A 20,822-nucleotide genomic window follows, 5' to 3' on the forward strand; every position below is an offset into this window, starting at 1 on the left:
AGGGCATCTATGGCCGCGAGATGTTCGAGACCTGGTACAAGATGATCGCCTTCGTGCAGGGCGGGCTCGACCTTGCCCCCGTCATCACCCACCGCATCAAGATCGACGAGTTCCGCGACGGCTTTCAAGCCATGCGCTCCGGCAATTCCGGAAAGGTCGTCATGGACTGGTAAGGCCGCAAGAGCGGGCCTGATCCGGCCCGGTCGAGCCCACCCGAGAAAAATTGTCTTTTGTCACTAGAACTAAGAATGCGTTTTATGCACTATTGATCGTCCACCATGCAGGGAGCGCATGATAGCCGATGGAAGTACGCGATCTCGAGGCCTTTCTCGCCGTTATGTCGACGGGCAGCATCACAGGTGCCGCCCGCCTGCTCGACCGCTCGCAGTCGCAGGTGACGCGCCTGATCCAGGACCTGGAGACGTCGCTCGGCTTTGCGCTGTTCGAGCGGAATGGCCCGAGGATCGCGCCGACCGACAAGGGCATTGCCTTCCATGAGGATGCCGAGCGTTTCGTCAGCGGCATCGGGCACCTGCGCAATCGCGCCAAGGCTATCGCCGGCAAGGAACCCGAGCCGATCGAGATCGCCGCAACGCCGGCCTTTGCCAGCGGCATCATCCCGATCGCACTTGCCGAACTGCCGGAGCATCTGCTGCCCCACACGATCAATCTGCGCAGCATGCCGGCCGAGGCCGCCGTGCAGTCGGTGTTTGCGCGGACGGCGGATTTCTGCGTGACGTCGCTGCCGGCCGATCAGCCCGGCCTGGACGTTCAGGGTTTTTTCGAAGGGCGCTGCGTCGCCGCGGTTGCGCCGCACGATCCGCTGGCTGCGAAAGACGTGATCTCAATCGCCGATCTGGCCGGGCGCACGCTGGTCACCATGTCCAATCCGTTTCGGCTGCGCCATAGCGTTGATGAAGTGCTCAATGCGGCCGGCGTGCGGCCCAATCGCATTATCGCGACCAACGCGGCCAATAACGCCGTGCAGGTCGCATCGCTCGGCCTTGGCGTGGCGATCATCGAGCCGGCGACGGCCTACGGTCTGCAATCGGCGCCCATCGTCATTCGGCCTCTCGATGTCGAGATCCCCTTCCTATGGGCGATCCTGTCAGCCGGCTCGCGCCCGCTCTCGGTCGGCGTTCGGGAACTCATTCAACGGATAGCGCGGATCGCTTCGGAGCGGATGCCGGATCTGACAGTGCATGATCCCAAGCAGATGGCGCGTATCGCCGAAAGGAGCTTTGCCGGCAGGAACGCCGGCAATGGTGCGCTGCCGGACAACCCGGCGGCGAAATAAAGGGGAGCAAAAAGCTCTGAACGCCCACACGAGAATTGAGCCTGCCAAAATGAGGAGAACGAGATGAACAATTTTGATGTCACCCGCCGATCGGCAATGAAGCTGTTGGCGGCCGGCGCCGGTGTGCTCGCAGCGCCTTCGATCATCCGCCCGGCCTTCGCACAGAGCAAGGTCGTCAACATCACGACCTATGACAAGTTCGTACCGCAGTCCTTCATCGATCAGTTCCAGAAGGATACCGGCATCGAGGTGCGAATCCGGCTGACCGACGACCAGGGAAAGCAGTACAACCTTTTGACCGCCGAAGGGGCTGCACCTTCCACCGACATCGTCACCGTGACCGGCCACCGCCTGTCGCAGTTCATGAAATCGAATCTGCTCTCGTCGCTCGACACCGCGCGCCTGAAGAACTGGGGCAAGCTCGCCGCCGCCTACAAGGGCGCGCCGCAACTGACCGTCGACGGCAAGACCTTCGGCGTGCCGCTGCTTGCCGGCTTCGAGGGCCTGGTGCGCAACACCGAATACGCCAAGGCTTCCGACAGCTGGGCGATCATGTTCGATGACGAGAACAAGAACCTGACGTCCTACATCGTCAGCGACTTCCTCTCGATCGTCATGCGCTACCAGGGCAACGACGGCGACTATGTGACCTACGGCGACAAGCCCGAAGTCGCACAGGCCGCAACGAACCAGGCCCGCGATTTCCTCATCCAGCACAAGGACAAGGTGCGCAAGTACTACGATGCCGGCTCCGAGCTGCAGCAGATGTTGGTCAACGAGGACATCTACCTGGCGCAGGCCTGGTCCGGTCCGGCCGCCAAGCTCATCATGGACGGCCATCCGATCGAGATTTCGGTGCCGAAGGAAGGGACATTCGGCTTCCTCTACTCCTTCAACATCGTCAACAACGCGCCGAACGCGGACGCGGCCTACACCTTCCTCGACGCCATCCTGTCCTCGCCGGAGATTGGTGCTGCGATGACCCGCCAGTCCGGCTTCTCGTCGGCCTTCGACGGCGTCGACAAGGTGCTGGACGAGAAGGAGCGTGCCGCGCTGTCGCTGCCGCCCGAGCAGGTCGAACGCATCCAGTTCTTCAGCTCCGTCAACCGCGACATGAAGAACGAGATGATCGACAAGGCAACGGCCGAGATCAAGTCGGCCTGACCTATCAAAATCCGGGCGATCGGCTGAGGCCGGTCGCCCGTCATAAAATGGACTCTTCCAGAGCCGGGAACAAAGACAATGCTGGATACGACAACACAACCGCCATCCGTCGGTTTGTCGACGGTGCCGCGCTATGCCGGATGGATCGGCAAGGCGGCACGTTCGGGGCTTTATCGCCATACGATCGGCCTGCTCGTCGAAAGCCGGCGCGTGCGTCTCGCCGTGCTGGCAGGCGTGCCGCTTTTCTGGATCGCCATGTTGCATATCGGGCCGATCCTGCAGATGGCCAATATCAGCCTACTTGCCAACTATCCGCCGCAGCCGGACAAGAGCAGCGAATACACGCTGGCCAACTACGCGCTGTTCTTCTCCGATCGGCTCTATTTCCTGCCCTTTGTCCGCAGCCTGATCTTTGCCGCCGTGGTCACGATCTCGACACTGGTGATCGTCTATCCCGTGGCCTACTACGTCGCAAAGATTGTGCAGCCGAAGAACCGGATGCGGGCCCTGTTGCTGCTGCTCATCCCCTTCTGGGCCGGTGAGCTGATCCGCACCTTCTCGGTCATCATGCTGCTCGCCAACCGCGGGGCGCTGAACGTGCTCTTGCGGGAATTCGGCTTCATCGACCGGCCGATCCCGATGCTCTACACCTTCTTTTCGCTGAGCTTCGGCGTCATCTATCTGTTGGCGCTCTACATGCTCCTGCCGCTCTATTCGGCGATCGAGAAGATCCCGACGCCGCTGATCCAGGCGGCAGCCGATCTTGGGGCTGGGCCGTGGCAGCGGTTTCGCCGGGTCATCCTGCCGCTATCGAAGGACGGCATCGTCTCGGGCTGCAGCCTCGTCTACCTGACGGCTGTCGGTGTCTTCGCTGCGCCGCTGCTGCTTGGCGGCCCGAATTCAGTGATTTTCCCTGAAGTTATCGCGACGCTGTTTCACGGCTCAAACGACAAATGGCCGGAAGGTGCTGCCTTCTCGATGATCATGCTTGTCGTGTCCTTGACGACCGTCGGGCTCTTCATGCGGGTCGTCGGCGGTCGCTCCGTCCGGCTGATGTGAGGGCGAACGATGCGAACCTATTTCAACGACCTTCCGAAAACCGCGCTCGGTGCTTCCTACTGGATCTTTGCCGTCTATCTGGTCCTGCCGCTGGCGCTGATGACGGCGATGAGCTTCAAGGACGCGAACTTTATCGCCTTCCCGATCGGCAACTGGACGCTGTCCTGGTACGGCAAGGTGATCCAGGACAAGCAGTTCCTCGAAGCCTCGCTCTATTCGATCGGCATTGCGCTCGCGACCACCGTTTCGGCGACGATCATCGGCGTCTGGATCGCACTTCTCGTTTCGGCGGAAAACATCTGGGGCAAGGCAGTGATCTTCGCGCTCGCCTGTCTTCCGGCCGTGGTGCCGGGGCTGATCAACGCGATCTCGATGCGCATCTTCATCCGCGCCGTCGACATTCCGACCGGAACCTTCGCGATCATCCTTGCGCATACGGTTCATGCCGTGCCCTTCGTCGTCATCATGGTTCTGACCCGGCTGCGGTCGATGCCGGCCAATCTGGTGGATGCGGCGCGCGATCTCGGCGCCGATCCCTTCATCGCCTTCCTGCGCGTCACCATCCCCTATCTGATGCCGGCGCTCTTCGGCGGCATGATCTTCTGCGTGTTGACCAGCATCGACGACTTCGTCCGCACCTTCTTCCTCGGCGGCTACCAGCCGACCCTGCCCATGCTGATCTTCGCCAAGGTGCAAGGTGGTATGTCGCCGGAAATCAACGCCATGGCGACCATCGTGCTCGTCGTCACCACCGCCATCGGCCTTTATGCCGAGCATTTCACCCGCCGATCGAGGAGCTGACGCAAATGCAGCCTGTCGTCCATTTCAAGAACGTCAACAAGTCCTATGGGGCGCTGACCGCCGTCGATGATCTCGATCTTGCGATCGCGCCCGGCCAGTTCGTCACGCTGCTTGGCCCATCCGGCTGCGGCAAGTCGACGACGCTGCGCATGCTCGGTGGCTTCGACAGCCCGACGTCGGGGGAAATCTACCTCGAGGGCAAGCCGATCTCGCACCTGCCGCCGAACAAGCGCAACGTCAACATCGTCTTCCAGGACTACGCGCTCTTTCCGCATTTGACGGTCGGCCGCAACATCGCCTTCGGCCTGGAATTGAAGGGCATGGAGAGCGCCGCGATCCACAGACGGGTCAGCGATCTCCTCGCCCTCGTCTCCCTTCAGGATCACGCCGAACGCATGCCGGCACAGCTTTCCGGCGGACAGCGCCAGCGCGTGGCGCTGATGCGGGCGCTGGCTCCGGATCCGAACGTGCTTCTGCTCGACGAGCCGCTGTCGGCGCTCGACGCGAAGCTGCGCCAGCAGATGCAGATCGAGCTGAAGTCGATCCAAAAGAAGACCGGCAAGACCTTCATCTTCGTCACCCACGACCAGGAGGAAGCGCTCACCATGTCCGACGTCATCGTCGTGATGAACAAGGGCAGGATCGAGCAGATGGGAGGACCGGACGAGCTCTACGCCCGGCCACGCAGCCGCTTCGTTGCGAACTTCATCGGCCAGAGCAATTTCCTCGAAGGCACGGTTGCTTCGGTCTCCGGCGAGATCGCTGCCGTCGAGTGGCGCGGCAACATCGTGCATGCGGATGTGAACGGCACCTCGCCGATACCGGGAGACCATGCCACCGTGGCGCTGCGACCGGAGGCGGTTTTCTGCCTGTCGCGCAAGCCGGAAGACCGGCCGTCGCTCAAAGGGCGCATCGATCAGCGCGTCTTCAAGGGGGCTCACACGTCGCTGACCGTCAAGCTCGACAACGGTAGCACGCTCGAGGCGCAGATCGATCCGGTGGCGCTTTCGCATATCGAAGGGGACGACGTCTGGGTGGGGTGGCGCGACCGCGATGCCGTCCTTTTGGCGAAGTGAAGGGAGATCGGGGATGACCGACAGTCAAAAGCAGCAACGGCTTGCCGCGCTCAATGCGCGGGTAAGGCAGGACCTGAGCTACCTCAACTATCCGCCGGCCAACTGGTCGAAGCCGGTGACGACTGCGGCGGGCGATGACGTCAGCGATGTGGTCGTGATCGGCGGCGGCATGTGCGGGCTCGTTGCCTGGCATGCCTTGACGCGTGCCGGCATTGCCAATCTGCGCATCGTCGACCGCGCTCCGAAGGGTTTCGAGGGCCCTTGGGTCACCTATGCACGCATGGAGACGCTGCGCTCGCCGAAGATCCTTCTCGGCCCGGCACTGGGCGTTGCGTCACTCAGCTTCCGCGCCTGGTTCACAGCGCTTCATGGTGAAGCGGAATGGGAGGAGCTCTTTCGCATCCCGCGGCCTATGTGGATGGATTACCTGCGCTGGTATCGCGATGTCATGGACATTCCGGTCGAAAACGACACGCATGTCACCCGCGTCGTGCCGCGCCCCGATGGACTGCTGGAACTTGAAATCGCCGGCGGTGCAAAACCGTCGATCATCACCCGCAAGCTGGTGATGGCGACGGGCCGCGATGGGCTCGGCGAGCCGACCATTCCGGATTTCGTCAAGGGCATGGAGCGGCACAAGTCCTGGGCGCACTCGGCCGACGAGATCGACTTCGATCGCCTGAAGGGCAAGCGCGTCGTCGTCATCGGTGTCGGTGCTTCGGCGGTCGACAATGCCGCCGAGGCGTTGGAGCAAGGGGCAGGGGAGGTGCGGCTTCTCGCCCGCCGCAAGGAAATGCCGACGGTCAACAAGCTGATGGGCATCGGCTCTTATGGTGTGACCGCAGGCTTTGCCGAGATCTCGCCGGAATGGCGTTGGCGGCTGATGGACTATGCGGCCAAGCAGCAGACGCCGGCACCACACAATTCGACGCTGCGCGTCAGCCGGTACCCGAACGCCTACTTCCATTTCGACTGCGGCATCCGGTCGATGAGGGAAGAGGGCAGCGAGGTCGTTATCACCACGACGAACGGCCGCATCTTCCGCACCGACTTCGTCATCCTCGGCACTGGGTTCTCGATCGATCCGCTGAGCCGCAGCGAGCTTGCCCCCTATCAGGAACAGATCGCCTGCTGGGATGACCGATACGCGCCGCCACCGGGCGAAGAGAACCCCGGGCTCGGGCGCTTCCCCTGGCTGAGCGGAGACTTCTCCTTCACCGAGAAGGAGCCGGGAACAGCCCCCTGGCTGAAGGACATCCATTGCTTCAACTACGGCGCCTCCGTCAGCGTCGGCAAGGTCAGCGGCGACATTCCGGCCATCAGCGAGGGTGCGCTCTGGTTGGCGCGCGGGGTCGCGGCCTCGCTCTTCATTCGGGACGTCGACTACCATTGGGAAGCGCTAATCGCCTACGAAAAGCCGGAGCTCGACGGGACCGAATGGGTGGATGCCGACGCGCCGACGCCGGCGCAGAAGACGGCCTGAACCTCCCGCGTTTCAGATGACAGGAAAACCAATGACCTCTCCATCGACAACTGACGTAATTGACACCGTGCTCGGGCTCGATCGCTTTCCCGACCTGCAGGCGCTGCGCGAACAGCGGGCGAAGCTGAAGCAGTTGAGCCAGACGAGCTATCAGGCCGCCCTTCGCCCTGCCGATCCGCGCAACTTCTCCTATGCGCTCCGAGCAGCCCTTGCTGCGCGCATGGCGGCACTCTGGAAGTCGCAGGAGCTCTCCGCGCATTTCCGGGCGCTGCTCGAACGCGAGGACGAGGGCTCCGCGTTGGCGTCGATTGCCGATCCTGGCAACGGCATCGAAGACCCCCGCCTTCAGGCGATCCTCGCCCATGTCGATCTCGTCACGCTTTCGCCGAAGGAGGCGACGCGCACCAACATCGAAAAGCTCGCCGCCGCAGGTCTCGACGACCGGGACATCGTCACGCTCGCCGGCCTCATCGCCTTCGTGAACTATCAGGTGCTGGTTACGGCCGGCCTCAAGATGCTGAGGGACAACTGAGATGTCGCAAGCCGTGCACGAATTCACCGTCGAAGCGCTCGACTGGAAGCCCTATGTCAAGCCGGTCGATGTCGAGACCGCCACACCCGAACAGCTCGACGCGCTGAAGATCACGCCGTCCAACAAGAAGATTTCGGACTATGTGCTGGTTCTCGCCAACGAGCCGGAAACCTTGAAGGAGCGCACGCCGCTCTTCAACGACATCATGTATAGCGAGGGCGGGCTGTCGCGCGGTGGCCGGGAGATCGGCGCGCTTGCCGCATCCTTCGTCAACCGCTGCATCTATTGCGCCTCGGTTCATGCGGCGCGCTACATCCAGCTCGAAAAGCGGCCGGAGGTGGTGGACGAGATCTATGGCAGCGGCCTTGACGCGAACCTGCCGGAATTCGAGCAGGCGCTGTTCAATTTCGGCGTCGACCTGACGGCGCATCCCGACAATGTCGGCGCCTACCAGTTCTACCATCTGCGCGAGATCGGCCTCGACGACCTGCAGATCCTCGACCTTATCCACGCGGTTGCAATCTTCGGCTGGGCCAATCGGCTGATGCATACGCTCGGCGAACCACACCGGCTGGATTGAGTGAAACACGCTTCCGATCACGCTGCGGTCACGGTCCGTCCCTTCGACATCGCGCATCGCGACGTGCTTCGCATCGCGTTGCCGATGATGATCGCCTATCTGTCGAGCCCGCTTGTCGGGCTCGTCGCAACCGGCGTCATCGGCCAGTTGCGCGACGAGACCCTGATCGGCGGCGTGGCGCTTTCGACCGTCATCTTCGACGTCATCTTCGTCACCTTCAACTTCCTGCGAGGGGCGACCACGGGCTTTACGGCCCAGGCGCTCGGCGCCGGTGACCGGCGTGAAGAGCAGCGCATGCTCGCAAGCGGCCTCATCATCGCGATCGTGGCGGGGCTGGCACTGCTTTTACTTCAAAAGCCGATCGGCGCGCTTGGCCTTGCCGCCATGGGCGCGGAAGGCAAGGTCGCCGAAGCGGCCGCCACCTATTTCGCCTGGCGGGTCTGGTCGGCGCCCTTCGTCCTCTTCAATTTCGTGGTTTTCGGCTGGATCATCGGGCGTGGCGATGCGCTCTGGGGCATGATCCTGCAAACTCTGCTCAATGCGCTGAACGCCGGCTTGAGCGTGCACTGGGTCCTCGGTCTCGGCTGGGGCGTGGCGGGCGTTGCTGCCGCCTCTCTCGTTGCCGAAGCCGTCACGGCACTGGCGGGGCTCTACCTCATCTGGGCAAAGACCGACCGGACCGCGTGGAACCTGCCGGATCTGACAGCCTTCCGTCGCGCCTTTTCGGTCAACGGCGACATGATGATCCGCTCCTTCGCGCTTCTGATCGGGCTTTCCTTCTTCACCCGCCAAAGCGGCATGCTCGGCATCGAAGTCCTTGCGGCCAATACGATCCTGCTGCGCTTCTATTTCTTCGGCGTCGCCTTTCTCGACGGGGTGGCAACGGCGGCGGAGCAACTGGCCGGACGAGCCGTCGGCGCGCGCTACCGGCCGGCGTTCGACCGTGCTGTTGGTTTGACCACGGTATGGGGCTTCGTCTTTGCCGGGCTCGTCGCGCTCTGTCTCTTTGTGGCCGGCGACTGGGTGATCGGCATCACCGCCCCGTCGGAAAGCGTGTCAGCACTTGCACACGCGTACCTGCCCTATGTCGCCGCCCTTCCGATCTTCGGTATCGTCGCCTTCCAGATGGATGGCGTCTATATCGGCGCCACCTGGTCGCGGCAGATGCGAAATCTGATGGTCGCCTCGCTGGTGATCTACTTTGCCGCCTGGGCGATCCTGCAGCCGGTCTTCGGCAATGACGGACTGTGGATCGCGCTGATCCTGTTCCAAAGCGCCCGCAGCGTCGCCTTCCGGCTCATGCTGCCGCGGCTGGCCGACCGCACATTTTCGACCGTGCGCCAATGACCGGGCCCTGACGTTCGGCTATGCCCAGTCTCGGCTCGACGGCAACAGGGGCAGGGCCAGCGGATTGTTGCGATTCCCGGCAACCTGCTCGGCCAGGAGAAGTGCTGTCGTCGGCCCCAGGGTGAAGCCCTGGTGCCCATGGCCGAAATGGAACCACAGGCCCTTGTGACGACTGGGCCCGACGACGGGAAGCATGTCGGGCATGCAGGGACGGGTACCCGACCATGGCGCTGCTTCGATGGGGTCGCGGAGTGCAAAGAGCGTTCGTGCGGCGTTGACGGCGTGTCGTATCTGTCGGGATGCCGGGGCGGTGCCGAGCGGCGCCAGGTGCGCGCCGGTCAAAACCCGCCACCCCGCGTTCATCGGGGCGATCAAGGCGGAGCTGTCGATGTCCAGCATCGAAATGCGTGGGCCTTCCTTGCCGCCAAAGTGCCAGTGGTAGCCGCGCTTGAACACCATGGGGACACGATAGCCAAACCGCGCCAAAAGCATCGGCGACCACGGCCCCAGGGCGACGACCGCGTTTTCAGCCGTGAGATTGCCACGCTCCGACAGGACCCGCCAGCCCGCGCCGGCCTGCTGCAGGGACATGGCATCGCCCTGGGCGACCTTGCCGCCGCGGGCGACGAAGAGCGCGGCGTAGCGCGAGACCAGGTCGCCCGGATCACGGCAGGTCCAGGGTGAGGTCCAATGGACTGCGCCCGCCAGCCGGCTTTTGAGCGCAGGCTCGCTTGCCGCAAGCTCGTCGGAGGTAAGCACGTCCGACGGCACACCGTATTCCCGTTTCAGACGCTCGGCGGTCGCGACAGCCGCATCGAGCTTTCCTGGCGAACGGTAGACCGCGCGCCAGCCCTCGCGAACGATCAGGTCGCCGGCATTGGCGGGTTCGATGAAGCGCGCATGATCGCCGCTCGCCCGCAGCGCCAGCTTCGAGTAGGCCGCGACGGTTCTCGCATAAGTCGCCGGCGCCGATTGCGTGAAATAGCGCCAGAGCGGTCCGGCCAGCCGCGGCATGTCGCCGAGCCGCCAGTCCGTATCGTTGCCGCGCTTCAATCCGACCCTGACGATCTCGGCAAGCGAGCGAGGAAAAGCATAGGGTTCTACGGCCTCGGTCTGGATGATGCCGGCATTGCCGTAGCTGGTTTCCCGGCCCGGTGCCTTGCGGTCGATAAGCACCACCTGGTGCCCGGTTTCCTGCAAAGCTAGCGCTGTGGAGACGCCGACCATGCCGGCGCCGAGGACGATAGAGGTGGTCATGGATTGGTTCCGCGGAAATGCTCGTCAGAAGGTGAGGCGGGAATTGTAGCCGACCACGAATTGGATGAAACGCGAGACGTCGACCATGTCGTCGCCCGGGTAGCGGATCGTGTACCCGTCGGTGCGTTCGACGCCCTTGAGATAGGAAAGATATTCGGCCGGAAGGCGGTTGCGGAAGACGATCTCAAGGACGGGGTTCTCCAACTTGAACGGCTTTGCCGAACCGGCCCTCGACAATGCCTTCTTGACGCCCTCGCGGATGCGGCGATGGGCGACGGCGGGCGTCAATGTGATCGCCGATTGCGTGCTGTAGACTTGCTTGACCGGCACCGTCACGATGTCGCCGATCCGCTCCTTGATTTCGTCGAGGGCAACGTTGTCACCGGATGCGAGCAGCACCGGTACGCCAAAATGTCCGGCGATGGCGGCGTTGATGCCGGCCTCCGGCATGACGGTGCCGTTGATCCGCACTTCGGCAAAGGCGGTGCCGCCGATCGTGTGCGACAGCACGCCGCCCTTGTGGCTCGCGCCGGCATGGTAGCCGAGAAGCATCGCGCCGACGAAGGAACCGAGTTCGACGCCCTGCATCATCATCAGCGGCCGCGGCCAGCTGCGCACGACCTGTACGTAGTCGGGCAGGCGGTCGATCAGGATGCTCTCGCCATTTCCATGGGAATCGCTGAGGATGACCTCCTCGACGCCTTCCTCGTACGCAGCTTCGCAGGCGTGAACCACGGTGTCCGTCATCCAGCGCCGGGCGTTCTCGTACTCGAAACCTTCGGGCATCAACTGGTCGCGGCTCACGACCCCGACGATCCCTTCGATGTCAGCGGAAATATAGATGCGCATTCCTGCCTCCCCGGTCAGCCGCGCAAGGGCGCGGATAATGCATTTGACTTTCCGACGATAAACATAGTTTTATGATTAGAAAATATCTTTCTTGATAGGCGAGAGGCGAAAATGAAACTTTTCATCGCGGGGCTGGATACGGAGACCAACACCTTTTCGCCCATGCAGACCGGCATCGAGGCCTTCCGAGAGAACCTGATCGCCTATGGCGATGCCACCGGCAAGCCGCTCAACTGCTGCTCTTCGCAAATGTTCGTCTGGCGCAATGCCGCGCAAGAAAAAGGCTGGGATGTGGTGGAGAGCTTGTGCGCCGTGGCCGAGCCCGGCGGCAGGACGACGCGAGCGGTCTATGAGAGTTTCCGCGCCACCATTCTCGACGATCTCAAGGCCGCGATGCCCGTTGACGCCGTGATGCTTGCTCTGCACGGAGCCTGTGTGGCCGACGGCTACGACGATGTCGAAGGCGATCTGCTTGCGCATGTCCGGCAGGTGGTCGGGCCGGATGTGCCGGTCGCAGCCGAACTCGACCTGCACTGCCATATCACCGAACGCATGCTGGCCAATGCGACCATGATCGCCACCTACAAGGAATATCCGCACACCGACATCGAAGAGGTTGCGGAACAACTGTTCCGGTTGATGGAGCGCACACTTGCGGGCGATGTGAAGCCGGCCATGGGCATGCATGATTGCCGCATGATCAACACCTTCCACCCGCATCGCGCGCCCTTGCGTGGCATCGTTGACCGCATGAAGGCGATGGAGGGGCAGGACGGTGTGCTCTCGGTCTCCTTCGGTCACGGCTTCCCCTGGGGCGATGTCGAGGATGTCGGTGCCAAGATGCTTGTTGTGACCGACAACGATCCGGAAAAAGCCGTGCGTGTCGCCCGGTCCTTCGCTCGCGAGATATTCGAGGCGCGTGAACAGATGCGGGGAGACTATCTCGGGATCGACGCGGCGCTGGACCGGGCCGTTGCCGCGACAAGCGGTCCGATCGTGCTTGCCGATGTTTCGGACAATGCCGGCGGAGGCGCGCCTGGAGACTCGACCTTCATCCTGCGTCGTATCATCGAGCGCGGCATCGAAGACGTGGCCTCCTGCCTCTATTGGGATCCGATTGCGGTTCGCATGTGCCGCGAGGCGGGGGAAGGGGCCACTTTGGCACTGAGGATCGGCGGAAAGGTCGGGCCTGCATCCGGCGACCCGCTCGACCTGACGGTGACGGTCAGGCGCGTCGCGTCCGGCATCACCCAGCGCTTCGGGCCGACGCCGCTTGCCATCGGCGATGCCGTGTGGGTTTCTGCCGGCAGCATCGACATCGTGCTCAACACCGTTCGCACCCAGACCTTCCATCCGGAATGCATGACGGCATTGGGGCTTGACCCGGCGCAGAAGAAAATCGTCGTGGTGAAATCCAGCAACCACTTCCGTGCCGGCTTCGAACCGATCGCGCGTGACATTCTTTACGTCAGTGCGCCAGGCGCCTTGCAGCCGACTTTCGAGGATCTGGCTTTCACCAAGCTGAAGCGCCCCTATTGGCCAAGGGTCGCCAACCCGTTTGCGGATTAGGCGGGCTTCGAAACGCTGCAAGTGGTTGTGGGGCAGGGATTGCCGTCAACACGATGTTGCTTTCGGCCACGTATTATAGGAAATGGTTTTCCTATCATGCCAATCGGATTCTGTGTTGCGGGCGGGCGAGAACCGGCGAGCACTTCGATGGCGGCAGGCAAATGGAGACGCCAACGATGACCGACGCGAAATCCAGCCTCGGCGAGATCCTCAAGGATATTCGCAACCGCAACCGCTGGACCTTGGCCGAAGTCAGCTCCATGACCGGGCTTGCGGTCTCGACCCTTTCCAAGGTCGAGAACAACCAGATGCAGCTCACCTACGACCGCTTGATCCAGCTTGCCCAGGGCCTGAAGGTCGACATCGTCGAGCTTTTCGGGACCATGACGGGCGCGGAAGACGTCCCCAACATGATGGGGCGGCGCACCTATACCAAATCCGGCGACGGGCGGGAGATCGTCACGCAGAACTACGACTATCTCTATGTTTGCACGGAGATTTCCAAGAAATCGATGGTCCCGATCCTGGCGATGGCGCGGGCGCGCACGCTCGAGGAGTTCGGACCGCTGATCCGCCACAAGGGCGAGGAATTCTTCTACGTCCTCGACGGTGAATTGGAACTTCACACCGAGATCTACGCGCCCCTTCGGCTGAAGAAGGGTGATTCCTGCTACTTCGACGCCATGATGGGACACGCCTATTTGAGCGTCAGCGAGGAGCCGGCGCAGATATTATGCGTTTGCTCGACCCCGGAAACCGAATTGGTCTCCACGCTGGCAAACGCGCAGACGATCAAGCTCAAAAACTGATCGAAACTAAAAAACAAATACGATAAGAAAAAATATTGCACTTAGGAAAATCGTTTCCTAGTCTAGGACTGCGGTGGGTGCCGGGAGGGCATCGCACGCCGCGGTTCTGGGGAGGACGACGAGATGAACGGTTCCAAGTGGAAATCGATCGGCATTGCATTGCTTCTGGCATCGACGCCGCTTTCCGGCGCGATTGCTGCGCAGGACGTGCTGGTGCTGGCGCGCGCGGAAGATCCGCCGACAGCCGATCCAGGCATTGAGATCAGCAACAGCGGCTACACGCTCACTTATGCCGCCTATGAAAGGCTCGTCGCCTACAAGGGCGCCTCGACGGAAGTCGGGCCGGAACTCGCCGAAAGCTGGACTGCCGACGATGCCGGTCTCGTCTGGACCTTCAAGATTGCGGCCGGCCACAAGTTTGATGACGGCTCGCCGGTCGATGCCGCGGCCGTCAAGTTCAGCTTCGACCGGCTGATGAAGCTGAAGGCTGGCCCCTCCGACGCGTTCCCGGTCTTGAAGGAGGTCGAGGTCGTCGACCCGCAAACCGTAAAGTTTCACCTGACCGCGCCGTTTGCGCCGTTCGTTTCCACGCTTGCCGTCTCCGGCGCTGCGATCATCAATCCAAAGGTGATGGAGCATGAGAAGGACGGCGATATGGCGAAGGCCTGGCTCGCCGAGCATACGGCCGGCAGCGGTCCCTATCGCATCGCTTCCTGGGAGCGCAACCAGAGCATCGTGCTCGACAGCAACGAACATTATGCAGGCGCCAAGCCGGCGCTGAAACAAGTCGTGCTCCGCATTGTCGGCGACGTGTCGGCGCGTCGCCTTCAACTGACCAACGGCGATGCCGACATCATCGAACAGATCCCGCTCGATCAGGCCGAAGCGCTGCAGAAGGATGCCTCCGTCGTCGTCGAGAGCAATCCGAGCATGTATGTGAACTACATCTACATGAACAATCGCCAGCCGCCGCTCGACGACGCCAAGGTGCGTCAGGCGATCTCCTATGCGGTCGACTACCAGGGCATCATCGACGGCATCATGCTCGGTCAGGCCAAGCAGATGCGCGGCGCCGTGCCGAGCGGCATGTGGGGGCATGATCCCCAGGGTTTCCAGTACAGCTACGACATCGAGAAGGCCAAGGCGTTACTTGCCGAATCCGGCAAGGGCGACATCCATTTGACCTATACCTTCTCGCAGGCCGATCCTGCCTGGGAACCGGTTGGTCTGGCGCTGCAAGCCTCTCTCGCAGAAATCGGCGTCAAGCTCGATCTGCAGGCGGTCGCCGACACGACGAAGCGCGAGTTGGTCGCCAACGGCAAGTTCGACATGGCGCCCGGCGCCTGGACGCCTGATTTCGCCGACCCCTACATGTTCATGAACTACTGGTTCGACGCCGGTAAGATGGGCGGTCCGGGCAACCGTTCCTTCTACAACAACAGCAAGGTGACGGGTCTCGTCCAAGAGGCAGCTTCGATCGTCGACGAAGCAAAGCGCAAGGCTCTCTATATCGAGGCGCAGAAGCTTTCGACTGACGACGCGCCATATCTCTACATCATGGAGAAGAACGACATCTTCGCCCGCCGCGCCGCGGTGAAGGGCTATGTCTACAATCCGATGCTGATCCAGGTCTACAACTTCGGAACGATGTCGAAGACGGAGTGAGGAGGAACGGTCAAGCTTCGCTTGGCCGACCGCATTCCACGGAACGCCTGCCGCCGGCCCCTGGCCGTGGCGGCAGGGGTTCTTCGTTTCCCAAGCTAGGCCGGGGTTCCCCTGCCGGAAGGGCTGACGTCCATGGCAATCACCCGCATCATTCTTCCGCGTCTGATCCTCTTGCTTTTCGTCGTGCTGGGGGTCGCGGTCATCACCTTCACGATCTCGCATCTCATTCCCGGTGATCCGGCGCGCATGATCGCGGGCGACAGGGCAAGCGCCGAGACGCTTGAAAATGTCAGGCGCAATCTCGGTCTCGACCGGCCGGTCGTTGAACAATTCACCATCTATATCGGCAATCTGCTTCAGGGCGATCTCGGCACGTCGCTCAGGACCAATCGCCCCGTCGCGGCCGATATCCGCACCTTCCTGCCGGCGACGCTGGAGCTCGGCGTGGTCGCGCTTTTCATCGCGATCTGTCTCGGCGTGCCGCTTGGTGTGCTCTCGGCCGTCTACAAGGATGGTCCAATTGATCAGGTGGCACGAACGGTCTCGGTCTGCGGCATCTCGATGCCAGTCTTCTGGTTCGGCCTAATCCTGATCTACGTCTTCTATGCGAAATTCCAGATCCTGCCCGGCAGCGGGCGCCTGGCCATGGGTATTGCGACACCCGAGCGCATCACAGGCTTCCTGCTGATCGACTCGCTGCTGCAGGGCCGTTTCGACGCATTCCGCAGCGCCCTTTACCACATCATCCTGCCGGGCTTCGTGCTCGCCTTTGCCAATATGGGCGTGATCACGCGCCAGATCCGCGCCTCGATGCTCGACGTGCTGCAGGAAGATTACATCCGGACAGCACGCGCCAGTGGCCTGCGCAAGGGCATGATCATCTTCAACTATGCGCTCAGAAACGCGCTCATCCCGTCGATCACGCTGCTCGGGCTGGCGCTCGGCGATCTGCTCTATGGCGCGGTGCTGACGGAGACGATCTTCGCCTGGCCGGGCATGGGCACCTATGTTGTGACCTCGATCCAGACCCTCGATTTCCCCGCCATCATGGGTTTCACCATCGTCGCATCCATCGGCTACGTGCTGATCAACCTCCTGGTCGATCTCGCCTACATGCTCGCCGACCCGCAGATCAGGGAGGTCTGATCATGTCCGCCGTCATGCCGACAGAGCCTGCCGCGTCGAATGCAGCAATGCGCAGGACCAAGTCCTTTTCCGAGCGGCTGCGCTATTTCTGGTACCTCAGCCGCCGCAGCCCGCTGACGCTGGTCGGCGTCGCGATCATCCTGCTTGTCCTCGTGATGATCGTCGCCGCACCCGTGATCGCGCCCTACAATCCGGACAAGGTGTCGCTGACGGCGCGCCTGTTGCCACCGAGTGCGGCGCACTGGTTCGGCACCGACGAGGTCGGCCGCGACCTGTTCTCGCGCGTGATCTTTGGGGCAAGGGCCTCCTGCGGCGCCGCCTTCATGATCGTCCTGATCTCGATGTCGGTCGGGGTGCTGATCGGCTGCTTCTCGGGCGTCGTCGGCGGTCGGGTCGATACCGCCATCATGCGGCTGATGGATGTCGTGCTCGCCCTGCCGGCGCTGGTGCTCGCCATGGCGCTGGCCGCGGCTCTTGGCCCAAGCCTGTTCAATTCCATGCTGGCGGTCGCGATCGTACGCATCCCCGCCTATGTGCGCCTCGCCCGCGGCCAGACGCTGTCGCTGCGCGAGCAGGTCTTCGTCAAGGCGTCGCGCACCTTTGGCGCCTCGCCGTTCTACATCCTGCGCTGGCATATCCTGCCAAACGCCATGTCGCCGATCATCGTCCAGGCGACCCTCGATCTCGGCGGCGTCGTGCTGATTGCAGCCGCCCTCAGCTTCATCGGCCTCGGCGCGCAGCCGCCGACCGCCGAATGGGGCGCGCTCGTCAGCAGCGGCCGCAGCTACATGCTCGACCAATGGTGGTACGCGACCTTCCCGGGCCTGGCGATCCTGATCACGGCCATGGGGTGCAATCTCGTCGGCGACGGCATACGCGATATGCTCGACCCGCGCTTGAGGGGCAGATGATGACGATGGGAACGGCAGAACCACGCGGCCAGGCGCTGGCCATCAACAACCTGTCCCTGGAGTTTCCAACCTTCAGCGGCGCCGTCAAGGCGCTTGACGATGTGTCGATCAGCGTCGGCAAGGCCGAGATCGTCGGTATCGTCGGCGAGTCCGGCTGCGGCAAGTCGGTGACGACGATGGCGGCAACGGGGCTCCTGCCCAAGGGACGCTACCGCATCACCGGTGGCACCGTCAGGCTCTTTGGCCACAGCACGCTTTCCATGGACGACAATCAGTTGCAGGACCTGCGCGGCAAGGTGGTCTCGACCATCTTCCAGGAACCGATGAACGCGCTGAACCCGACGATCCGTATCGGCAAGCAGCTGACCGACGTCATCATGCGCCACGAGGAAATAGGTCTCGCCGAGGCAAGGCGCGTGGCGCGGGACATTCTTGCCGACATGCTGATCGGCGAACCAGAGCGGGTCATGAACCTCTATCCGTTCGAACTCTCCGGCGGCATGCGGCAGCGGGTGCTGATCGCCATGGCGTTTTCCTGCAACCCCGGCCTGATCATCGCCGACGAACCGACGACTGCACTCGATGTTACCGTGCAGGCGGTGATCCTGCGGTTGATCCAGAACCGGGCGCGCCGGACAGGCACGTCAGTCATCTTCATCTCGCACAATGTCGCCGTCGTCTCGCAGCTCTGCGATCGGCTCTACGTGATGTATGCCGGGCGGATCGTCGAGCACGGCGCGACGCGGACGGTCCTTGAAACGCCGCAGCATCCCTATACCCAGGCGCTGTTGCGCTGCCTGCCGGAGCGGGTCGCGCCGAAGCAGGAACTCGAAGCGATCCCTGGTGCTGTGCCGAACCTTCTCCACCCACCGGCGGGTTGCTACTTCCAGCCGCGATGCAAGGAAGCAGTCGAACAATGTCGAACCCAGTCTCCGCAACTGGTGGGGGCCAGCGGCCAGCAGGTCGCCTGCTGGCGTCGCGGTGCGGCGACCGAACTCGTAGAGCAGGGAGGCCGGCAATGACCGAAGGCGTTGGTACGATAGCGCGGCCGGTGCTCGAGGTTTCCGACCTTCATGTCCGCTTCCCGGCCTCCCGCAACTGGTTGGGGCGGCCCACGTCTTATGTGCATGCGGTCAATGGCGTGACCCTTGAGGTCGGCGCCGGCAAGAGCCTCGGCATCGTCGGCGAGTCAGGCTGCGGCAAGAGCACGCTCGCCCAGGCGATCATCGGGCTTGCGCCTTTTGAACAGGGCAGGGTGGCGATCGACGGCGAGGTTTTTCAGAAGGCTCAGGGCAAACAAAAGCGCGCCTTGCGGCAGAAGATGCAGATCGTCTTTCAGGATCCGCAATCCTCGCTCGACCGGCGCCTGCCGGTCTGGCGGCTGATCAGCGAGCCGCTGCACATTCGCGGTGGGCACAGCAGGGCCGAACTGCATGAGAAGGCCGAGGAACTGGCCGTCGCCGTCGGGCTGAGGCCGGAACACCTCGATCGCCTGCCGCACGAGTTTTCAGGCGGCCAGCGCCAGCGCATCGCCATTGCCCGCGCGATCAGCACGGACCCGGAGCTGCTGGTGCTGGACGAGCCGACATCGGCGCTCGACGTGTCGGTACAGGCGCAGATCATCAATCTGCTCTTGAAGCTGCAGCGAGAGCGCGGGCTCACCTATCTCCTGATTTCGCACGACGTCGCGCTGGTGCGCCATTTCTGCGACGACGTCGCGGTGATGTATCTCGGCCAGATCGTCGAATCCGGCCCGGCCGACGAAGTGTTGCGCAATCCCCGCCATCCCTACACGCAGACGCTTCTGGCGGCTGCGCCGAGCTTCGAGAGCCCGCTGCCGGATATTGCCCAGGTGCGTGCGGGCGAGCTTCCCAACAACCGCCATCTGCCGGACGGCTGCTTCTACAAGCAGAGGTGCGACCGGATTGGCGGCGGCTGCGAGGCGGGCCAGGTGCTGCGGCGCCTGAGCGAGAGCGCCCGCCATGTCAGGTGTCACCTGGCGCAGACGTGAAAGCGCAGACGACGCGCCAGATCCGCGCCCGCCGGCCCAGCCGCCGGAACGGCGCGGTGCGGCCTGTGCCATTTGATGCGCAATTTCGATAGTTTGAGAAATATAATTTTCTTATAGGAAAAATAATTTGATTGATATTTCCGACTGTGCAAATTTGTAGCCGCCGCCATCGGGCGGCGCTTGCCAATCGGGACCGCCTTTTCGCGACCCCGCCGCTTGCCGGAGATGAGATTGACTGACCCAACGCTGCTCGACGCCTTTCGTCAGCCTGCGGCAATCGGATGGGCGCGCGGTGACCCTGCGGGTCGATGCCCGCGGACGCCAGACGGCGCGTGTCGCCGGCGAGGCGGCGAACAGAATTTGCTTTGATGACATGAAAGAGGCCTGACATGACCAAGGAAGTTGAATGGGCGCGCATGACCGCGCCGAGCCTGCGCGAAATTGCCGGCAAGCCGGGGGCGCTTGCAATCCTGCCGATCGGCTCGCTGGAGCAGCACGGCCCGCACCTGCCCGTCATCACCGACACCGCGAGCGCATCGGCAGCCGCGATCCGCGCTGCCCGGCTGGTGGCCGACGACATTCCGGTCGCCGTCCTTCCGGGCTTGTGGACTGGCATGAGCGAACATCACCTGCCCTTCGGCGGCACGATCACGCTCGATTACGATACGCTGAGCCGCGTCCTCCGCTGCATCGTCCGCTCGCTGAAGACGCTCGGCTTCCAGCGCCTGTTCATTGTCAATGGTCACGGCGGCAACATGGATCCGCTGGCGGTCGCCGTGCGCGAACTGGCGGTCGAGTTCGCCATGCCGATCGTCGCGACGACGCCGTGGATGCTGGCGACGGAGGAGGCATCAAAAATCTTCGAAGTCGACACCGGCGCCCACCATGCCTGCGAAGGTGAGGCCTCTGTCATGCTGGCGATCGTGCCGGACGCGGTAAAGACCGAGATGTTCGGTCAGGCTTTCGGTAACCAGCAGCACCCTGTCGACGTGCCGGCGGACGTGTCGCGCTTCTATTCCTTCTCCGAGCGCGCGCCGGTTACCGGCACCTGGGGCGATCCGCGCAGCGCAACGGCTGCAAAGGGCGAGCGTTTCCTCGATCTTCAGGCGAGCGAACTGGTGAAGCTGATCCGCAACGACGTGCTCTGGACCACGCCGGATCCGGTCTGGACCCCCGGCCGCGGGCTCGGCACCACGGCCGGCAGGGCCGAATGATCCTTCCGGCGCCATCGGCCGGCACTCGCATTCCATTCCTTTAGGGAGGACA

At 62.9% G+C, this 20,822-nt stretch carries 19 protein-coding genes and 1 pseudogene; 18 read left to right on the forward strand and 2 right to left on the reverse strand.

The features are described 5' to 3' along the window. From tdh to IB262_RS31035, 10 genes and pseudogenes are all read left to right on the forward strand, one after another. Positions 1 to 173, forward strand: a pseudogene (tdh, locus tag IB262_RS30990) (L-threonine 3-dehydrogenase); the annotation flags it as partial. A 128-nt stretch (positions 174 to 301) separates the two neighbouring features. After that, positions 302 to 1,297 (forward strand): LysR family transcriptional regulator, encoded by a 996-nt coding sequence (locus IB262_RS30995; protein WP_192494201.1) that lies wholly within the window; start codon positions 302 to 304, stop codon positions 1,295 to 1,297. Positions 1,298 to 1,360: 63 nt separating this feature from the next. Then, a complete protein-coding gene (locus tag IB262_RS31000) occupies positions 1,361 to 2,461 on the forward strand; it encodes an extracellular solute-binding protein (protein ID WP_060584579.1) in 1,101 nt (366 codons plus the stop codon). A gap of 78 nt (positions 2,462 to 2,539) precedes the next feature. Beyond that, positions 2,540 to 3,520 carry an ABC transporter permease gene (locus IB262_RS31005; RefSeq protein ID WP_060529775.1) on the forward strand — a complete coding sequence of 327 codons (981 nt, stop codon included), beginning with the start codon at positions 2,540 to 2,542 and terminating at the stop codon, positions 3,518 to 3,520. Between the two features lie 9 nt (positions 3,521 to 3,529). Continuing rightward, the gene (locus IB262_RS31010) at positions 3,530 to 4,321 is read left to right on the forward strand and encodes an ABC transporter permease (RefSeq protein WP_060584577.1); all 792 of its coding nucleotides are present in this window, start codon (positions 3,530 to 3,532) and stop codon (positions 4,319 to 4,321) included. A gap of 5 nt (positions 4,322 to 4,326) precedes the next feature. After that, entirely contained in the window at positions 4,327 to 5,397 is a 1,071-nt protein-coding gene (locus tag IB262_RS31015) for an ABC transporter ATP-binding protein (RefSeq protein ID WP_034801840.1), read from the forward strand. Positions 5,398 to 5,410: 13 nt separating this feature from the next. Continuing rightward, positions 5,411 to 6,880, forward strand: coding sequence for an NAD(P)/FAD-dependent oxidoreductase (locus IB262_RS31020; protein ID WP_192494202.1), 1,470 nt, complete (start codon positions 5,411 to 5,413; stop codon positions 6,878 to 6,880). Between the two features lie 31 nt (positions 6,881 to 6,911). Next, the gene (locus IB262_RS31025; RefSeq protein WP_060520885.1) at positions 6,912 to 7,412 is read left to right on the forward strand and encodes a hypothetical protein; all 501 of its coding nucleotides are present in this window, start codon (positions 6,912 to 6,914) and stop codon (positions 7,410 to 7,412) included. A 1-nt stretch (position 7,413) separates the two neighbouring features. After that, positions 7,414 to 7,992, forward strand: coding sequence for a peroxidase-related enzyme (locus IB262_RS31030; RefSeq protein ID WP_043614924.1), 579 nt, complete (start codon positions 7,414 to 7,416; stop codon positions 7,990 to 7,992). Then, a complete protein-coding gene (locus IB262_RS31035; RefSeq protein ID WP_060584574.1) occupies positions 7,993 to 9,339 on the forward strand; it encodes an MATE family efflux transporter in 1,347 nt (448 codons plus the stop codon). 18 nt (positions 9,340 to 9,357) lie between these two features. On the opposite strand, the gene IB262_RS31040 is transcribed toward IB262_RS31035, so the two are convergent. After that, complete coding sequence (locus tag IB262_RS31040) at positions 9,358 to 10,596, reverse strand: FAD-dependent oxidoreductase (protein WP_192494203.1); 1,239 nt, start codon at positions 10,594 to 10,596, stop codon at positions 9,358 to 9,360. 24 nt (positions 10,597 to 10,620) lie between these two features. Beyond that, the gene (locus IB262_RS31045; protein ID WP_060584571.1) at positions 10,621 to 11,445 is read right to left on the reverse strand and encodes a M55 family metallopeptidase; all 825 of its coding nucleotides are present in this window, start codon (positions 11,443 to 11,445) and stop codon (positions 10,621 to 10,623) included. A 111-nt stretch (positions 11,446 to 11,556) separates the two neighbouring features. On the opposite strand from IB262_RS31045, the gene IB262_RS31050 reads away from it, so the two are divergent. The 8 genes from IB262_RS31050 to IB262_RS31085 all read left to right on the forward strand — a co-directional run bounded on the left by IB262_RS31050 (position 11,557) and on the right by IB262_RS31085 (position 20,770). Beyond that, the gene (locus tag IB262_RS31050; protein ID WP_060584569.1) at positions 11,557 to 13,014 is read left to right on the forward strand and encodes a M81 family metallopeptidase; all 1,458 of its coding nucleotides are present in this window, start codon (positions 11,557 to 11,559) and stop codon (positions 13,012 to 13,014) included. 176 nt (positions 13,015 to 13,190) lie between these two features. Beyond that, positions 13,191 to 13,823: an XRE family transcriptional regulator gene (locus IB262_RS31055; RefSeq protein WP_060584582.1), complete on the forward strand. Its 633-nt coding sequence runs from the start codon at positions 13,191 to 13,193 to the stop codon at positions 13,821 to 13,823. 123 nt (positions 13,824 to 13,946) lie between these two features. Further along, entirely contained in the window at positions 13,947 to 15,488 is a 1,542-nt protein-coding gene (locus tag IB262_RS31060; RefSeq protein ID WP_192494204.1) for an ABC transporter substrate-binding protein, read from the forward strand. 132 nt (positions 15,489 to 15,620) lie between these two features. Continuing rightward, complete coding sequence (locus IB262_RS31065) at positions 15,621 to 16,634, forward strand: ABC transporter permease (protein ID WP_034801824.1); 1,014 nt, start codon at positions 15,621 to 15,623, stop codon at positions 16,632 to 16,634. Positions 16,635 to 16,636: 2 nt separating this feature from the next. Next, a complete protein-coding gene (gene ddpC, locus IB262_RS31070) occupies positions 16,637 to 17,545 on the forward strand; it encodes a D,D-dipeptide ABC transporter permease (protein ID WP_060520890.1) in 909 nt (302 codons plus the stop codon). Beyond that, positions 17,542 to 18,567: an ABC transporter ATP-binding protein gene (locus IB262_RS31075; RefSeq protein ID WP_112976812.1), complete on the forward strand. Its 1,026-nt coding sequence runs from the start codon at positions 17,542 to 17,544 to the stop codon at positions 18,565 to 18,567. The genes ddpC and IB262_RS31075 overlap by 4 nt, the downstream gene beginning before the upstream one ends. Further along, entirely contained in the window at positions 18,564 to 19,556 is a 993-nt protein-coding gene (locus IB262_RS31080) for an oligopeptide/dipeptide ABC transporter ATP-binding protein (protein WP_192494205.1), read from the forward strand. The genes IB262_RS31075 and IB262_RS31080 overlap by 4 nt, the downstream gene beginning before the upstream one ends. A 389-nt stretch (positions 19,557 to 19,945) precedes the next feature. Further along, positions 19,946 to 20,770 (forward strand): creatininase family protein, encoded by an 825-nt coding sequence (locus tag IB262_RS31085; protein WP_034801818.1) that lies wholly within the window; start codon positions 19,946 to 19,948, stop codon positions 20,768 to 20,770. Positions 20,771 to 20,822 lie beyond the last annotated feature (52 nt).

Origin of the sequence: Ensifer sp. ENS02, assembly GCF_014851885.1 — a bacterium.
Classification (GTDB): Bacteria; Pseudomonadota; Alphaproteobacteria; order Rhizobiales; family Rhizobiaceae; genus Ensifer; species Ensifer adhaerens.

Bases quoted from the DNA above. Each gene is read 5' to 3' on its own strand.
- IB262_RS30995 (WP_192494201.1), top strand. From the start codon at position 302: ATGGAAGTACGCGATCTCGAGGCCTTTCTCGCCGTTATGTCGACGGGC.
- IB262_RS31000 (WP_060584579.1), top strand. From the start codon at position 1,361: ATGAACAATTTTGATGTCACCCGCCGATCGGCAATGAAGCTGTTGGCG.
- IB262_RS31005 (WP_060529775.1), top strand. From the start codon at position 2,540: ATGCTGGATACGACAACACAACCGCCATCCGTCGGTTTGTCGACGGTG.
- IB262_RS31010 (WP_060584577.1), top strand. From the start codon at position 3,530: ATGCGAACCTATTTCAACGACCTTCCGAAAACCGCGCTCGGTGCTTCC.
- IB262_RS31015 (WP_034801840.1), top strand. From the start codon at position 4,327: ATGCAGCCTGTCGTCCATTTCAAGAACGTCAACAAGTCCTATGGGGCG.
- IB262_RS31020 (WP_192494202.1), top strand. From the start codon at position 5,411: ATGACCGACAGTCAAAAGCAGCAACGGCTTGCCGCGCTCAATGCGCGG.
- IB262_RS31025 (WP_060520885.1), top strand. From the start codon at position 6,912: ATGACCTCTCCATCGACAACTGACGTAATTGACACCGTGCTCGGGCTC.
- IB262_RS31030 (WP_043614924.1), top strand. From the start codon at position 7,414: ATGTCGCAAGCCGTGCACGAATTCACCGTCGAAGCGCTCGACTGGAAG.
- IB262_RS31040 (WP_192494203.1), bottom strand. From the start codon at position 10,596: ATGACCACCTCTATCGTCCTCGGCGCCGGCATGGTCGGCGTCTCCACA.
- IB262_RS31045 (WP_060584571.1), bottom strand. From the start codon at position 11,445: ATGCGCATCTATATTTCCGCTGACATCGAAGGGATCGTCGGGGTCGTG.
- IB262_RS31050 (WP_060584569.1), top strand. From the start codon at position 11,557: ATGAAACTTTTCATCGCGGGGCTGGATACGGAGACCAACACCTTTTCG.
- IB262_RS31055 (WP_060584582.1), top strand. From the start codon at position 13,191: ATGACCGACGCGAAATCCAGCCTCGGCGAGATCCTCAAGGATATTCGC.
- IB262_RS31060 (WP_192494204.1), top strand. From the start codon at position 13,947: ATGAACGGTTCCAAGTGGAAATCGATCGGCATTGCATTGCTTCTGGCA.
- IB262_RS31065 (WP_034801824.1), top strand. From the start codon at position 15,621: ATGGCAATCACCCGCATCATTCTTCCGCGTCTGATCCTCTTGCTTTTC.
- ddpC (WP_060520890.1), top strand. From the start codon at position 16,637: ATGTCCGCCGTCATGCCGACAGAGCCTGCCGCGTCGAATGCAGCAATG.
- IB262_RS31075 (WP_112976812.1), top strand. From the start codon at position 17,542: ATGATGACGATGGGAACGGCAGAACCACGCGGCCAGGCGCTGGCCATC.
- IB262_RS31080 (WP_192494205.1), top strand. From the start codon at position 18,564: ATGACCGAAGGCGTTGGTACGATAGCGCGGCCGGTGCTCGAGGTTTCC.
- IB262_RS31085 (WP_034801818.1), top strand. From the start codon at position 19,946: ATGACCAAGGAAGTTGAATGGGCGCGCATGACCGCGCCGAGCCTGCGC.